Source organism: Brevundimonas sp. UBA4553, from assembly GCF_002387245.1.
Taxonomy (GTDB): domain Bacteria; phylum Pseudomonadota; class Alphaproteobacteria; order Caulobacterales; family Caulobacteraceae; genus Brevundimonas.
Map to the genome: position 1 here is coordinate 384231 of NZ_DGLD01000002.1, position 16220 is coordinate 400450.

Here is a 16220-nt window from a genome sequence, read left to right on the forward strand (position 1 = left end):
CCGTTCCGCCGGAATGGAAAAGCTGTTCAACCATTTCGCCAATGCGACGGCCAAGATCACCGGCCGTCCGTGGACCTTTATCGCCTGTCTGTTGCTGGTCCTAGTGTGGGCGGCGACCGGGCCGGTCTTTCAGTTCAATGAGACCTGGCAACTGGTGATCAACACCGGCACGACCATCATCACCTTCCTGATGGTCTTCCTGATCCAGAACACCCAGAACCGCGACGCGGCCGCCATGCACGCCAAGATGGACGAGCTGATCTATGCGGTCAGGAAGGCCGACGCCCGTTTCATCGGCATCGAACACCTGACGGACAAGGAACTGGCCCTGATCCTCGCGGAGGTTGAACAGCGGGCGTTGGCGATCCATGCGGGCAAGCCGGCGCAGGCGATCAAGGGCAAGCCGGCTGCGCGGGCTGATGAGATCGAGGCCGAACAGCCCCCGAAGGCGCGAACCGCCAGGCGAGCGTCCGCAAAGGCCCGATCGTGAGCGCCTTGGTCGCCAATGTCGTGGGTACGGCGGCGGCCCTATGTTCGATCACAAGTTTCGCGCCCCAGATGATCAAGATCTGGAAAACGCGAGACGCCTCATGCGTCTCGCTGAAAACCTATTCGCTGACCGTCACATGCTTCTTGTTGTGGACCGCCTATGGCGTGATGATCGGCGCCTGGCCGGTCGCCGTGGCCAACGCCTGCGCGTTGATCATGGCGGCCGGGGTGCTGGTGATGAAGTGGCGCTTCAGTCGCGGTAGTTGAGCGCTGGAGCGCGGTCGCCGAGCAGGGCCTGATACTGGAAGTCCGGGCCGCGACGGCGTTCGAACTCGACCTTGGCCGCCGCGATGGTGTCAGGGCTCTGGAACAGTTCGGCGGTGGTCAGGGCCAGGGTCTTGGCGGCCAGATGGGCGCCCTTCAGGCCGATGGTCGAACCGGCCGCCACGACGTTCTGCCAGCTGTGGCCGGCCGAGCCGGGGACGAAGGTGGCGGTGGACAGGCCGACCGTCGGCGTGACCCAGGACACATCGGAAACGTCGGTCGAGCCGCCGAAGTCGCCGCCGATCACGGCCGGTTCGATCTGACCGACGCTGGCCAGGTCGGGCTTGGTCGGCAGGGTCTTCTGGATCTCGGTCGCCAGGGCGACTTCCTCGGGCGTCCAGGTGATGCCGCCGACATGGCGCAGATTGCGGTCCATGACGTTCATCAGGGCCTCGTTCGGCAGCATGGAATAGACGCCGCCGATAGCCTCGAACTCGACGCGGGTGCCGGTGCCCAGCGCCGCGCCCTCAGCCGCCTTCTTCACCCGTTCCAGCACGTCGCGAACGATCTGCGGGTCGTTGTGGCGGACATAGTAGTAGCTCTCGGCGAAGGCCGGGACGACGTTGGGGGCCTTGGCCCCGTCGGTGATGGCGTAGTGGATGCGGGTGCGGTCAGGCACGTGTTCGCGCATCAGGTTGACCATGGCGTTCATGGCCTCGACCCCGTCCAGGGCCGAGCGACCCTTGTCGGGCGCCGCAGCGGCGTGGGACGAGACGCCGTAGAAGCGGAACTTGCCCGAGACATTGGACATGGTGTCGCCCTGGCGGGCGCTGTTGACGTTGCCGGGATGCCAGTGGACGGCCACGTCAACGTCGTCGAACAGGCCGTCGCGGACCATGTAGACCTTGCCCGAACCGCCTTCCTCGGCGGGGGTGCCATAGACCCGAAGTTCGCCCTTGATGTTGTTGGCGACCATCCAGTCCTTGACCGCGATGGCGGCATGGACGGAGGCCGCGCCGAACAGGTTGTGACCGCAGCCGTGACCGGCGTGGCCCCCAGCGGATTCCTGCATCGGGTTCAGGGTCTGCGACAGGCCGGGCAGGGCGTCGTACTCGGCCAGCACGGCGATGACCGGGCCGTCGCCGTTCTTGAAGCTGGCCAGGAAGGCGGTCGGCTCGTTGGCGATGCCGGGCGTGACCTGGAAGCCCGCCTCGGTCAGTTGCCCTTGCAGGAGTGCGGAGCTCTGAGTCTCCTGGTAGCCCAGCTCGGCGAACTTCCAGATTTCGAGCGCGGCGTGGTCCAGGGCAGGCTGGTTGCGCTCGACTGCACCGGTGATCTGGGCCCGGGCCTGGGGCGACAGTTCGGCCGCCTGCGCCGGAAGAACGGCGACGCTGGCCAGGGCGGCGGCCACGGCCAGCACGCGCATCGAGACGGGTTTCATCAGGAACTCCACAAGGGCATCAGAATAGTCGGAAGGGCGAGAGGCGACGTCGCGCCTCCCGCCCTGGATCGGTTCGTCAGGTCAGAACGACTTGCGGACGCTGGCGTACCAGTAGCGGCCGTAGGGCTGGTGAACGGTGCCGAGGTAGCCGTCCACGGCCAGAGGCGGCGCCTCGTCCGTCAGGTTGCGCACGCCGATGCGGATGGCGGTTCCGCTCATGCGGCCGTCTTCCCACTCGTATTCGCCATACAGGTTTCCGGTGATCTGCGAGTCGACGGTCCAGACCTCGCCGGCGGCGTTGGTGAGCGTGTCCTGATCGACGCTGCCGATGTAGGTGGTGTAGGCGCCGACAGTGATGTTCTGATAGCGCCAGGTCGCCGTGCCGGACCATTTCCACTCGGGACGCCCGCCCGAGCGGACCAGATCGCCCGCGCTGCCGCTGAAGGCGACGACCGGATCAATCTCGCCCCGGGCCTTGGCCTCCATGAGGGCCTGAACGCCCGGCGAGGGCTCCAGATAGTATTTCAGCAGGTGCGAGACGCTCAGATTGACGTTGAAGTCGCCCATCCGGGTGCCGCGCAGGCTCCACATGACGCCGAGGTCGACACCCTCGACTTCCTGAGGCTGGAGGTTGTCGTACAGATCCTTGACGTAGAGGATTTCGCCAGCGGCCTGCAGGCCGGTGCCGGCGAAGATGGCTACGTCTTCCGGCGTCGGCGCGGCGCGGACCACGTTCGGATTGGAGCTGCCCTGCTTGCGCAGCAGGTAGTCCAGCGTCAGGGCGTTCTGACCGCGGAAGACGCCGACCATGCCGGTCTGCTTCACGTTCCACCAGTCGATCGTGATGGTGAAGTCGCCCAGTTGGGCCGGGGTGAAGTCGGGCTGGATGACCGTGCCGAACGACAGGGTTTCGGACTCTTCCGGCTGCAGGTCGGGGTTGCCAGCGCGTTGCTCGGCGACGTTGCGGCGGATGCGGGCGGTGTTGACCGAGGCGGCGTCCGAGAAGCCGGGGCGGATCGTCGGGCTGACGCAGCTGCCCAGGCCGGCGATCGCGGTGCGCCGGGTCAGCGCCTCGCAATAGGTCCAGTCGGTGCTGCTGTTCGAGCGGGTGACGATGCTGGCGTTGATCTGCTCCAGGTTGGGGGCGCGGAAGCCCTGGGCCCAGGAACCGCGCAGCCGCAGGCCTTCGGCCAGGTCCCAGGCCACGGCGACCTTGGGCTTGGCGATGTCGCCGAAGTCCGAATAGTGCTCGTAACGACCGGCGATCTGGGCTTCCAGATTTCGTACGAACGGGATGTTCATCTCGGGCGAGATGATGGGCACGGCCAGTTCAGCGTAGGCCGAGTAGACCGTGCGGTCGCCCTCGGTGTCCGGGTTCATCGACGAGTTGATCAGGTCGCCATAGACCGCGCCCGAGGCGTCGGTGAAGGTGATGGTTCCGTCGATCCGGGCGTCGCGGTCGTCCAGCTGGGTCTCGCGACGAGCTTCGACGCCGGCCGCCATGCCCAGGTCGCCGGCGGGCAGGGTGAAGAGATCGGGGCGCGACACCTTGAAGTCCCACAGCGCCAGGCTGGTTTCCGTGTAGCGCCGCAATTTCTGGCGGATGGCGTCGAGCGCGGCCTGGCTGCTAGGCGTGCCGTCGCCGAAGCTGGGATTGTTCAGATCGCCGCCGTTGAAGGGGTTGTAGGCGTCGGGCGTCGACAGGGCGAGCTGCTTCTGCAGAGCCGTGGTCGAGACGTTGTCGCTGATGTCCTCGGCGCTGGCCTCGGAATAAAGGAGGGCGCTTTCCCAGTCCCAGCCGGCGAACTCTCCGCGCAGGCCGCCCAGGACGCGGTACTGCTTGTTGGTGACGTTGACCTCGATCGGGCCGAGGTCGTCGAAGCGATAGCCGCTGAGCAGCAGGTCGACGCCGCCGGCGGGGGCGGTGATGCCTGGCAGTCGATTGGGATTGGCCGCGCCCCCCGGCAGGGTTGTGGCCCCGAACGGGTTGTAGAAATTGGTCTTGGGAATGGTCAGGACGATCGACGACAGGGTGCTGATCGGCGCCTGATAGGCAGTCGTTTCCGCCTGATAATAGCCCAGCTCGCCGAAGGCCTCGACGCTGTCGTTCAGCCGATACTTGCCGTTCAGGAAGACGTTGAGCCGTTCGACCTTGGGCATGACGCTGACGCCCTGGGCGGCCGAGTCCGAATAGAGGCGCGAATCGATTGCGGTGCCGGACTTGAGGCACAGACCGGAGCCCAGCGCGGCGCTGCAGCCGGCGAAGCTCGACGGTTGCGTGCTGAAGGCTGTCAGGTTGGACGTGGCGCCGGGCAGGCGCACCGTGCCGCCGGTGGGGCGGAACAGGCCCCAGGCCGTCAGGGACGAGCGGCTGTTAAGCGTGGTGGCGGTTTCATAGCCGGTGCCGGCGAACAACGGGCGCTTGTCCAGCGACGCCGTGTAGTCCTGATCCGTCGTCGACAGTTCGGTGCGATGGTCATAGTTCAGGAAGGCCGAGAGATTGCCTCGTCCGTCGTTGAAGTCGCGACCGCCATAGGCGCTGAAGTTGGTTTCACGCATGCCGGTGCCTTCGGCCCCGCCGTACTGGGCCGAGACGGTCAGGCCGTTCAGGTCGTCGCGCAGTACGGTGTTGATCACGCCAGCCACCGCATCGGCGCCGTAGATGGCCGCAGCGCCGTCGCGCAGCACCTCCAGGCGCCGCAGACCGGTCACCGGAATGGCGTTGGTGTTGTAGGTCAGAACCGGGACCAGGTGTTCGTTGGCCTGGCTGGTCGGGTGCCCGACGACGCGACGGCCGTTCAGCAGCACCAGGGTGTTGCCGATGCCGAGGCTGCGCAGGTTGACCGAGCTGGTGTCGCCGCGCGCCGAGTTCGAGCTGGCCGGCAGGTAGGCCGAGTTGAACGTCACGTCGCCCATCTGGGGAATGGACCGCATCAGGTCGTCGCCCGACGTCGCGGCGACCGCCAGGATCTGCTCTTCGTTGACCACGGACACGGGCAGGGCCGCCGTCACCTTGGCCCCGCGGATCTGCGAGCCGACGACGACGATCTCGTCGACCTGTGTGGCCTGCGGCTCCTGAGCGTCCTGGGCGACGGCGCCCGTGGCGGCGCCGAACAACGCCGTGGTGGCCAACATGGCCGTCTTCAGGCTTCGACGAGCGAAGGCTTCACGCATGGTCTGGTAGTCCCCGTTGGTGGTCATCGAACCCGGCATCCCCGATGTTCGCTTGGCGGCGGTTTTTCAGGCGCGAGGCGTCCGTCCCGGAATGCGCGATTGAAGTGAACTGCGTCTGACCCGGAGCTTTCCCCTCAGTCAGGACTAGAAACGGACACAATCCCGCCGTCAACCGTTTCAGGTTAAATATTGCTGTTATTCAATATAATGGGCAAGGTAATCACTTTTAATCACCCTTGAGTTCGTCATTTGAGCAATGCTATCGCTCGATCAGATGCGTCGGCATGTGATGTGAGTTTAAGCTTTCGTCCCGTCGTCGGATGAAATCATGCGAATTGTGACGGGGTGGCTATGCGTTCTCATCTGACAGTTCTGGCGGTCGCGGCGGCGGCCTTGATTGCGGCGGCGCCCGCCCTGGCGCAGCAGGCCCCGGTCCAGACCCGGCCAGCGGTCGGCAGCGGCGGCGACATCGTCAACTACGGCCAGATCCACAGCCCGACGATCGGGCGGGGCGGCATGGTGGTGAGCCAGAGCGCGCTGGCGACCCAGGTCGGGGTGGATATCCTGAAGCAGGGTGGCAACGCCGTGGACGCGGCCGTGGCCGTGGCCTTCGCCGAGGCGGTGACCCTGCCGCGCGCGGGCAATATCGGCGGCGGCGGCTATATGATCGTGCACATGGCGGCGACGGCGGACCGCCCGGCCCAGGACATCGCCATCAACTATTACGGCACGGCGCCGCGCGCCACGACGCCGGACTTCCTGCTGGACGACAGCGGCAAGTTCGACCGCCGCGCCCCCTCCAGCTTCCGAAACGTCTCGGTGCCCGGCACGGTCGCGGGCATGTGGGAGGCGCACAAGCGGTTCGGCGCCCTGACCTGGGCCCAGGTAGTGGCGCCTTCGGTCAAGCTGGCCGAGGACGGCGTGATCCTGTCGGACGGCGAAGCGGACGCCACCGCCGGCCGCGCCACGGTTCTGGCCACCGACCCCGGCGCGCGCGAAGCCTATCTGAAGGCCGACGGCACGCCCTATCGCGCGGGCGAACTGTTCAAGCAGCCGCAACTGGCGTGGAGCCTGCGTCAGGTGCAGCAGGGCGGAGCAGACGCCTTCTATCGCGGCGAGTTGGCCAAGAAGATCGTCGAGGGCGTGCAGGCGCGCGGCGGCATCATGGATGCGCAGGACATGGCCGATTACCGCGCCGACGTGACCGCGCCGATCTGGTCCACCTATCGCGATCACCGCATCGCCTACATGCCGCCGACCGCTTCGGGCGTCAGCGTGGCCGAGGGGCTGAACCTGCTGGAGCACTTCCCCATGCGCGAACTGCGCTGGGGCAGCGTCGACAGCCTGCATCTGATTTCCGAGGCGATGAAGATCGTCTCGTCGGACCGCCGCCTGATCGGAGGCGCGCCGCAGTGGACGACGCCCGCGCAAGGTCTCGCCAGCAAGGAATTCGCCGCCGAACGGGTCAAACTGATCCAGATGGATCGTTCGCTGGCCGCCGCCGACATCCCGGAGGGCAACCCCTATCCGTATGAGAGCCAGGACACGACCCACTATTCGGTGGCCGATGCTCACGGCAATGCGGTGTCGAACACCTACACCCTGTCCAACTCCTATGGCGCGCATGTCGCCCCGGTCGGGACCGGCATCCTGCTGAACAACTCGCTCGACAACTTCTCGTGGGGGACGCGGGGCGAGCCAAACTCGCCAGCGCCGGGCAAGCGTCTGGGCTCGACCATCACGCCGATGATCGTGTTCGATGACGACAAGCCCTGGCTGGTCACCGGCACGCCGGGCGGCGGCTACATCATCGCCACCATGGTGCAGCTGATTTCCAACGTCATCGACCATCAGTTGAACATCGCCGAGGCGGCCATGCGCCCGCGCCTGAACCAGGGCGGCGGCGACAGTCCGCTGGAACTGGAGGGCGGCTTCTCGCCCGACGTCGAACGCCTGCTGGAGGCGCGCGGCCACACCGTTCGTCCATCCATGACAATGGGCAGCACCCAGTCCATCATGATCGAGGGCGATCGATTCCTGGGCGCGGCGGACACGCGTCGGCCCGACGCCCTGGCGCTGGGCGTCCAGTAAGCCGTTCAGTTTCAGTCAACCGCGGGGGCGGCCTATGGTGCGCGAAATTCTGCTGGCGAGCGTCGCCAGCCTGGTTCTGGTCGCGGGCGCCGGGCCCGTCATGGCTCAGACGGCTAGCGGGCGTCCCGCTGCGAGCGCCGCCTTCCAGGAGGGGCCGTTCGGCGTCCGTGTGGATCGCGAGAAGGGCAAGGTTCTGGTGCGACTGCCGGCGCCGGACGAAGGCGGGGTTTTGGGCCGCTACCTCTATCAGCCCGGCCTGTCTGCGGGTCTGGGCATGGACGGGGTCGGGCTGGACCGTTCGGGTCTGGGCCAGACCCAGATCATCGCCTTCCAGAAGGTCGGCAACCGCGTTCTGGCGCGGTTCGAGAACAACCGCTTTCGCGCCGTCGGCGCCGGGGCGGACCAGCAGAACGCCGTGACGGCCTCGTTCGCCCCGTCGGTGATCTGGGCGACCGATGTCGCCGAGACCCACGCCGACGGCTCGGTCACGGTGGACCTGTCCAGCTTTCTCGAACGCGATGCGGTCAACGCCGCCGCACGGTTGAAGCGCGGGCGGCAGGGCACGTTCAAGGCGGCGCCGACGCTGGGCTATCTCGATCTCGATCAGACCCTGGTCTTCCCCGACAACGTCGAGTTCCAGAGCGTCCAGACTTTCACCAGCGACGAACCGGGCATGGAGTTGTCGCGGGTGGCGCCGGATCCCCGCTCGGTGACCATCGCCGTGCGCCATTCCTTCATACGGTTGCCCGACGACGGGTTCGTCAGCGTGCCGCACGATCCGCGCTCCGGCACCTCGGCCCAGATTCTGGTGACGGATTTCGCCGCCGATCTGGATCAGCCGGTGGTCAGCCGTCTGGCGCGCCGCTTCCGTCTGGAGAAGACCGATCCGACCGCCGCGCGCTCGACGGTGAAGAAGCCCATTGTCTTCTATGTGGACCGCGCCGCGCCCCAAGCCATCCGTGAGGCCTTGATCGACGGCGGCAATTGGTGGGCGCAAGCCTTTGATCGCGCAGGCTACGTGGACGCCTTTCGCGTGGAGCTGCTGCCCAAGGGCGCGCACCCGATGGACGCGCGCTACAACATCGTTTCCTGGGTCCACCGCGAGACGCGCGGCTGGTCCACGGGCACCAGCGTCAATGATCCGCGCACCGGAGAGATCGTGCGAGGGGTGGTGCAACTGGGCTCGCTGCGGGACCGTCAGGACAAGATGATCTTCGAGGGCCTGGTCGGCGCCGACCGCAGCGGCACGGGGGGCGAGGACGACCCCGACCGTCTGGCCTATCAGCGCCTGCGCCACCTGTCGGCGCACGAGATCGGTCACGCCCTGGGCATCGCTCACAACTTCGCCGCTTCGACCTATGAGGATCGCGCCTCGGTCATGGATTATCCGGCCCCCTGGGTGATCGCTGACGGCGATCGTCTGGACTTCAGTCGCGCCTATACGACCGGGGTCGGGGCCTGGGACCGATACGTGGTGGACTGGCTGTATGGGGACGCGCCGGGGCAGGATCCGGTCGCACGCCGCGCCGCCCTGGCGGCCGACTCTCAGGCCAAGGGGTATCGCTTCGTTTCGGACAGCGACACGCGGGCGCTGGGCGGGGCCCAGCCCTACAGCGCCATGTGGGACAACGGGACGGATCCGGTGGCCGAGTTCGCCAACGTCATGGCGGTGCGCAAGATCGCGCTGGACCGTTTCGGCCTCGACAACATCCCCGACGGCGCGGCGGCGGCGGACCTGCAAAGGGTGATCGTGCCCATCTACCTTTATCACCGCTATCAGACGACGGCGGTGGCGCGCCTGATCGCGGGGGTGGACTACCGCTATGCGGTCAAGGGCGATGGGAACGAGACCGCGGAGGTCGTGCCCGCCGAACGCCAGCGCGCGGCGCTGGGCGCCCTGATGCAGGCCCTGTCGCCCGAGGCGCTGGATCTGCGCGATCTCTTGATCGACCTGCTGTCGTCGGGTCAGTCAGGCAATAGTGATCGCCAGACCGACATCGAACTGTTTGCGGGCAAGACCGACGCCGTGTTCGACCCGTCCTCGGCGGCGGCGACGGCCTCGGAGGTGGTGTTCGAATCCCTGCTGGCGCCCGAACGTCTGAACCGCCTGGTCGAGCAGCAGCGTCGCGATGAGGGGCAACTGGGCCTGCCCGAGACGCTGGATCGCGTGGCGGCGACGGTTGGCGGCGGCGTTGCGCTCAGTCCGCGCCAGATGGAGCTGCGTCGTGCGGTGCGCGCGCGTTACGTCGCCGGTCTGGCGACCCTGATCCAGGGCAAGGACCTGTCGTCGACGGCCCAAGGCGTGGTGCGAGACCATGCGCGGCGCTTTGGCGAGCAGTTGAAACGCTGCCGTGGCGACCGGCTGGAGACGGCCCAGTGCGCCTATCTGGGCGGGCTGCTGACCGGGCCGGTCGAGGATCTGAAAGCCCTGACCGAAGGGGAGCGGGCGGTTCAGCCCATTCCCCCCGGCGCCCCGATCGGCAGCGACGACTGGCTGTAGATCCCCCAGCCGCCGGGCGAGGGCTTACAGCTCCCGCCAGGTCTGGCCGGTCTGACCTTCGTAGTTGGCGGCGTGATAGACGCCGCGGGCGATGGCGCGGGCCAGCACGTCCGCGGCGACATTGCCGAGCTGCGCCACCGCGACCTGACGCATGGCCGGGTTGTCGATGACCTTCTTGCCGGTCGACAGGCAGAACAGGGTGTCGCCGTCGAAGGGGGCGTGGCTGGGGCGGATGGCGCGGGCCATGCCGTCCTGGGCCATGATCGCCAGACGCTGACACTCCACGCGGGTCAGGGCCACGTCGGTGGCGATGCAGGCGATGGTGGTGTTTTCGCGCGGACGGGCGCGGCCTTTCGACAGGCCCCAGTCCTCGGCCGAGGCGGCGAGGCCGGCCGAGCCCATGCCGCCGAACTCGTCGCCGATCTCGAACGGCGCGGCCCAGAAGGTCTTGCCGCCCGGCGCCACCACGGCGCCGACGCTGTTGACCGCCACGATGGCGCCGACGGTCCAGCCGTTGGCCATCAGGGCGGAGGCCGAACCGATGCCGCCCTTCAGCGCGCCCGCCTCGGCGCCATAGCCGGCGCCGGCGGTGCCGAGGTCGAAGCGGTCGCCCGCCGCCTCCAGCGCCTCGACGGCGAGGCGGCGATAGGGGGGATCCATTTCCCAGTTCTTGTTCCCGCCATTGGCCAGGTCATAGAGGCAGGCGGTCGGGACGATGGGCGAGGGCGGCACACCGGGCGCGCCGCCCATGCCGTAGCCGCGTCCGCGCATACCCATCCAGGCGGCGATGCCGTCGCCGGAGGCCAGACCGTAAACCGACCCGCCCGACAGGACGATGGCGTCCACCTCCTGCACCAGGTTTTCGGGCTTCAGCACGTCGGTCTCGCGCCCGGCGGGACCGCCGCCGCGCACGTCCACGGCGGCGACGGCGGGCTTTTCGGCCAGGATGACGGTGACGCCGGTACGGACGCCCGCGTCATGGGCCTGACCGATCTGAATGCCCTCGACATCCGTGATCAGGTTCAGCGGGCCGGTGCGGCCCGAAGCCTGGCTTTGGGCGCGGGCGGCGGACTGCGCTGCCGGTCTGGCGCTGGCGACGCCGGCGGCGGAGGCGGCGGCGCCGATCAGGGCCGAGCCGAGGACGGTTCTACGGTTCATCCGGCGGTTTCCTTTTCCAGAGCGTGATTGCGGACCAGATCCGGCGTCGCCGCCAGAAGTTTCTGCGTATAGGGGTGCGAAGGCGCGGCGAAGACGGCGGAGGTCTCGCCCTGTTCGACGATCTGTCCGGCCTGCATGACCAGCAGACGATCTGTCACGGTCCGCACCACGGTCAGGTCGTGGGTGACGAAGAGGTAGGACAGGCCGAGGCGATCCGACAGATCGGCCAGCAGGTCCAGCACCTGGGCCCGGACCGAGACGTCCAGGGCCGACACCGCCTCGTCCAGACAGATGACCGAGGGCTCGGTGATCAGGGCGCGGGCGATGGCGATGCGCTGGCGCTGGCCGCCCGAGAATTCGTGCGGGTAGCGGTCGGCGGCGGCGCTGTTCAGGCCGACGCGTTCCAGCATTTCATCGACGCGGCGGCGGGCCTCGGCGGCCGACGGCTTGGCGTCCAATAGGTGGAAGTTCTCGGCCACCAGATCGCTGACCTTCCAGCGCGGATCGAAGCTGCCGTAGGGGTCCTGGAACACCACCTGGATGTCGCGACGGATGGTCTTGAGCGCGGCGCCGCGTGCGGCGGTGATGTCGCGGCCCTTGACCCGGACGCGGCCCGCCTGCGGCGCCTCCAGCGCCAGGATGGCGCGCAGCAGGGTGGACTTGCCGCAGCCGCTCTCGCCGACCAGACCGACGCTCTCGCCCGGCTGGATTGACAGGCTGACCTGATCGACGGCGCGGAAGGACCTGGACTTGCCGAACAGGACAGGCGCGCCGCCGTATTCGCGGACCAGACCCTCGACCTGAAGCACGGGGGCGGCGTCAGTCTGTGGGCGGCTGCGGCGGGTAGGGGCATGGACAGCATTGGCCAAAAGGCGCTGCGAATAGGGATGCGTCATCCCGGTCTGGATGCGCGCGACGGGGGCGTCCTCGACCAGTTCGCCGTCCTTCATCACCGCTAGCCGGTCGGCGGTTTCGGCCACGACGGCCAGGTCGTGGGTGATGAGGATCAGGCCCATGCCGTCCTCGCGCACCAGCCGCTTCAGCAGGTCCAGAACCTGAGCCTGCGTCGTCACGTCCAGCGCCGTCGTCGCCTCGTCCGCGATCAGAAGCCTGGGCGTCAGAGCGATGGCGATGGCGATGGCGACGCGCTGCCTCTGGCCTCCTGACAGCTCGTGCGGATAGCGGGACAGGGGAAAGCGCTCGGCGGGCAGGCCGACGCGGTCCAGCACGGCGCGGGCGACGGCGAGGGCCTCCTTGCGCGACACCTTCTTGTGCAGGCGCACCGTTTCGGCGACCTGATCGCCGATGGTCATGACGGGGTTGAGGGCCGTCATCGGCTCCTGGAAGATGACGCCTACGTCGCGGCCGCGCACCTTTTGGAGGGCGGCGTCGGGGGCGCCGGACACAAGCTGGCCGTTCAGGCGGATTTCGCCGGTCATGGTCGCGCGCGGCGGCGTCAGGCCCAGCACGGCCAAGGCGGTCATCGACTTGCCCGAGCCGCTCTCGCCGACCAGGCCGAGGATTTCGCCGGGGGCGACGGACAGGCTGACGTTCTTCAGGATCGGCGTCGAACTGATCGACAGGCTGAGGTCGCGGATGTCGAGGACGCTCATGCTCAACGCTCCCGCCGCACGCGCGGGTCGAACAGGTCGCGCAGGCCGTCGCCGGTCAGGCTGAGGCCCAGCACGGTCACGAAGATGGCGAGGCCGGGCATTATGGCCAGCCACGGCGCGAAGCCGATCATGGTCTGGGCCTCGGCCAGCATCCGGCCCCAGCTGGCCGCGGGCGGCTGGGCGCCAAGGCCGACATAGGAGAGGCCCGCCTCGGCGACGATGCCAACGGCGAACTGGATCGCGGCCTGGACGACCAGCAGGCTCATCAGGTTCGGCAGGATGTGCTGGAGCGAGATCAGGGCTTTCGACTTGCCCGCCGTGCGGGCGGCCAGGACGTATTCGCGGGTCCATAGCCCTTGCGCCGCGCCACGCGCGACGCGGGTGAAGACGGGGATGTTGAAGACGCCGATGGCGATGACGGCGTTGATCGCGCCCGGTCCCATGACGGCGGTGATCATCACGGCCAGCAGCAGGGCCGGGAAGGCGAAGATCAGGTCGTTGCCGCGCATGACCAGTTCGTCGATCCAGCCGCCGCGCGCCGCCGCCGTCAGACCCAGCGGCGTGCCGACGCCGACGCCGATGCCAACGGCGACGAAGGCCACAATCAGGGAGTTCTGCGCGCCGGCCATGATCATCGACAGGACGTCGCGACCGAAGTGATCCGTGCCCGTCCAGTGGGCGGCGGAGGGGGCGGTCAGCTTGGCGGCGATGTCCACCGCTTCTACGTCATAGGGCGTCCAGACCAAGGCCAGCAGGGCGGTGGCCAGCACCACGGCGGTCAGCATCGCGCCAACGATCAGGGACAGGGGCCAGCGCACGCGGGGCTTCGCGACGGGGACGGCGGGGGCGTCGGTCATGCGCGGCGTCCCCTCAGGCGCGGATCGGCGAACAGATAGGCCAGGTCGATCAGGAAGCTGACCAGGACCACGGCGAAGACCAGCACCACCACCACGCTTTGCACCACGATCAGGTCGCGCTGGGTGATGGCCTGGAAGACCAGACGGCCGAGGCCGGGCAGGGAAAAGACGTTCTCGATGATGATGCCGCCTGCCAAGAGGAAGGGAAACTGAAGGCCAAGGATGGTCAGGACTGGGATCCAGGCGTTCCTAAGGGCGTGTCGCCACAGGGCCTGATTGACGCTCAGGCCCTTGGCGCGGGCGGTGCGGACATAGTCCTCGCTCATGGTGTCGAGCAGGGCGGTGCGCAGAACGCGGGCGAGGATGGCGGCCTGCGGCGCGGCCAGAGCCACGGCGGGCAGGATCAAAGCCTTGAAGGCGGGCCAGAAGCCGGCGCTCCAGCCGGGGAAACCGCCGGCCGAGAACCAGCCCAGGTTCACTGAAAACAGCAGGATCAGCAGCATGGCGATCCAGAAGTTCGGCAGGGCGACGCCGACCTGGGTGACGCCGATCAGGCCGGTGTCGATAGCGGTTCCCCTGCGGCTGGCGGCGGTGACGCCGATGGGCAGGGCGACGGCCAGAGACAGGATGGTGGCCATCAGGGCGAGCGGCGCGGAGACGGCCAGGCGCTCCGCGATCAGGCCGCCGACCGGCACCTGATAGGTGTAGCTGGTCCCGAACTTTCCGGTCAGCAGGTCGCCCAGCCAGGCGAGGTAACGTTCGAGACCTGTGCCCCCCAGACCCATCTGCTGACGCAGGGCGGCGATGGACTCCGGGCTGGCGTTCAGCCCCATCATGTAGGCGGCCGGATCGCCAGGCACGACCTGCAGCAGCAGAAAGATGACGACGGTGGCCGCCAGCAGGGTCAGGGCGTGTCCGCCCAGCTTCTTCAGCAACCAGGCCGCGCTGAAGCGCCAGGCGACGAAGGCCAGCAGGGCGACGCCCGCGATCAGGCTGATCCAGCCCCAAGGCAGGCCGCCGCCCGCGCGTTCGGTGGCAGCGGCGGACGCAGCCCCCGCGCCGGTCCAGTAGGCCCCGGTGACGTCGTTGGCGGCGATGGGGCCGTTGATCCACAAGCCGTTCAGGTCGGCCTTCCACACGCCGATGCGCGAGGACTGGAACAGGAAGCCGTTGACCGCGTCGTCGGCGATACGGCGTTGCAGATCGCCCAGCAGGCGGTTGCGCGCCGGCTCGTCCGGGGCGGCGTTGACCTGGGCCAACAGGGCGTCGAAGGCGGGGCTGTCGTAGCCGAAATAGTAGTCCTTGCGGCCATAGATGTCGTAATCCATCGGTTCGACGTGCTCGACGATGGTCAGGTCGAACTGGCGGCGCTTGAACACCTGATCCAGCCACTGGGCCCATTCCAGATTCTCGATCTTCGCGCGTATGCCCGCCTGGGCCAGTTGCGAGATCAACACCTCGCCGCTGCGCCGGGCGTAGGGGCGGGGCGGCAGGCGCAGGGTGACGTCGATGCCGTTTGGATAGCCCGCCTCGGCCAGCAGGGCGCGCGCCTTGGCCGGGTCGTGCGGATAGAGGCCGGTCAGTTCGACATAGCCCGGCGCCTGACGTGAATAGTGACTGCCGATGGGCTGACCGAAGCCGAACATGGCGCCCTGGATCAGGGCGTCGCGGTCGATGGCGTAGGACAGGGCGCGGCGCACACGCACGTCGTTGAACGGCGCCCTGGTGTTGTTGATGCCAAGGATGACCTTGCCCTCGGACGCGCCGACGACGACGCGGAACCGCGGGTCGCGCTGAAACTGGGCCACGTTTTCGGGCGCGGGGTAGTTGGGAAAGGCGTCCACGTCGCCGGCGCTGACGGCGGCGAAGGCGGCGGTCGGGTCGCTGATGAAGCGGAAGACGACGGTGTTCAGGCGGGGGGGCGTCCCCCAGTAGCCGTCGCGGCGGATCAGGGTCAGCTGGCTGCCGCGCTGCCAGCCCTGCAGCTTGAACGGGCCGGTGCCGACCGGCGTGACGGCGTTGGTCGCGGCGCTGCCGGGCGAGACCATGACTGCGTCGCCCCAGGCCAGAACGTAGGGCAGGGTCGCCATCGGCCGCGACAGGTGAATGCGCAGCGTCGCCGGATCGACAACCTCGATGTTGCGGATTGGCTCGAACAGGGCCTTCTGGGCGTTGGTGGAGCTCTCGGCCGTGATGCGATCCAGAGCGAACTTCGCCACCGAGGCGTCGAAGGGCGAGCCGTCCGAGAAGGTGACGCCGCGCCGCAGATGGAAGGTCCAGGTCAGGCCGTCGGGCGCGGCCTCCCACGACTCGGCGAGGGCGGGGGCGACGGCGCCGTTCTGGGTCAGCCGGGTCAGGCCCTCAAAGACGTTGCCGTACACCACTTCGTCCACCGCTGCCGCGGCGCCCGAGGTCGGGTCGAGGTTGGGCGGTTCCAGCGGCAGGCCCAACACCAGGCGGTCGCGGACAGGGGCGGCCTCAGCGCCGTGCGTGGGCGCGAGGACGGTCAAGCCGACCAGCAGCGTCGCCGCCAGCAGCGTGCGGCCCAGCCGATTCCATGCCTGACGCCCCCAGCCTCGCTTCACGCAGCCTCGCTTCCCGGTTGATGATGCAGCATCGCCCAAATCGCGCAC

The 16220-nt window shown here is 68.1% G+C and carries 10 protein-coding genes; 4 read left to right on the forward strand and 6 right to left on the reverse strand.

What is annotated here, in order from left to right; translation table 11 throughout:
* The first annotated feature begins 13 nt into the window (after nt 1-13).
* Together B4A39_RS03265 and B4A39_RS03270 are read left to right on the forward strand one after the other, a co-directional pair.
* Complete coding sequence (locus B4A39_RS03265) at nt 14-490, forward strand: low affinity iron permease family protein (RefSeq protein ID WP_292033205.1); 477 nt, start codon at nt 14-16, stop codon at nt 488-490.
* Nucleotides 487-756, forward strand: coding sequence for a SemiSWEET family sugar transporter (locus B4A39_RS03270; protein WP_292033206.1), 270 nt, complete (start codon nt 487-489; stop codon nt 754-756). The genes B4A39_RS03265 and B4A39_RS03270 overlap by 4 nt, the downstream gene beginning before the upstream one ends.
* Here B4A39_RS03270 and B4A39_RS03275 read toward each other — a convergent pair.
* Complete coding sequence (locus tag B4A39_RS03275; protein ID WP_292033207.1) at nt 740-2194, reverse strand: amidohydrolase; 1455 nt, start codon at nt 2192-2194, stop codon at nt 740-742. The two genes, B4A39_RS03270 and B4A39_RS03275, sit on opposite strands and share 17 nt — an antisense overlap.
* Before the next feature lie 81 nt (nt 2195-2275).
* Nucleotides 2276-5395, reverse strand: coding sequence for a TonB-dependent receptor domain-containing protein (locus B4A39_RS03280; RefSeq protein WP_292033208.1), 3120 nt, complete (start codon nt 5393-5395; stop codon nt 2276-2278).
* Between the two features lie 324 nt (nt 5396-5719).
* Between B4A39_RS03280 and ggt the strand changes: the two genes are divergently transcribed.
* Together ggt and B4A39_RS03290 are read left to right on the forward strand one after the other, a co-directional pair.
* Entirely contained in the window at nt 5720-7459 is a 1740-nt protein-coding gene (ggt, locus tag B4A39_RS03285; RefSeq protein ID WP_292033209.1) for a gamma-glutamyltransferase, read from the forward strand.
* Nucleotides 7460-7493: 34 nt separating this feature from the next.
* Nucleotides 7494-9959 (forward strand): zinc-dependent metalloprotease, encoded by a 2466-nt coding sequence (locus B4A39_RS03290; protein ID WP_292033210.1) that lies wholly within the window; start codon nt 7494-7496, stop codon nt 9957-9959.
* A 24-nt stretch (nt 9960-9983) separates the two neighbouring features.
* Here B4A39_RS03290 and B4A39_RS03295 read toward each other — a convergent pair whose 3' ends face one another.
* From B4A39_RS03295 to B4A39_RS03310, 4 genes are read right to left on the reverse strand one after another with little or no spacing between them, the layout of a single operon-like run.
* A complete protein-coding gene (locus B4A39_RS03295; RefSeq protein ID WP_292033211.1) occupies nt 9984-11117 on the reverse strand; it encodes a P1 family peptidase in 1134 nt (377 codons plus the stop codon).
* Entirely contained in the window at nt 11114-12730 is a 1617-nt protein-coding gene (locus tag B4A39_RS03300) for an ABC transporter ATP-binding protein (protein ID WP_292033212.1), read from the reverse strand. Before B4A39_RS03300 ends, B4A39_RS03295 begins: the two co-directional genes overlap by 4 nt.
* A gap of 2 nt (nt 12731-12732) precedes the next feature.
* Nucleotides 12733-13587: an ABC transporter permease gene (locus tag B4A39_RS03305; RefSeq protein WP_292033213.1), complete on the reverse strand. Its 855-nt coding sequence runs from the start codon at nt 13585-13587 to the stop codon at nt 12733-12735.
* On the reverse strand, nt 13584-16172 hold the full coding sequence (locus B4A39_RS03310; RefSeq protein WP_292033214.1) for an ABC transporter substrate-binding protein: 2589 nt from the start codon (nt 16170-16172) through the stop codon (nt 13584-13586). Before B4A39_RS03310 ends, B4A39_RS03305 begins: the two co-directional genes overlap by 4 nt.
* Nucleotides 16173-16220 lie beyond the last annotated feature (48 nt).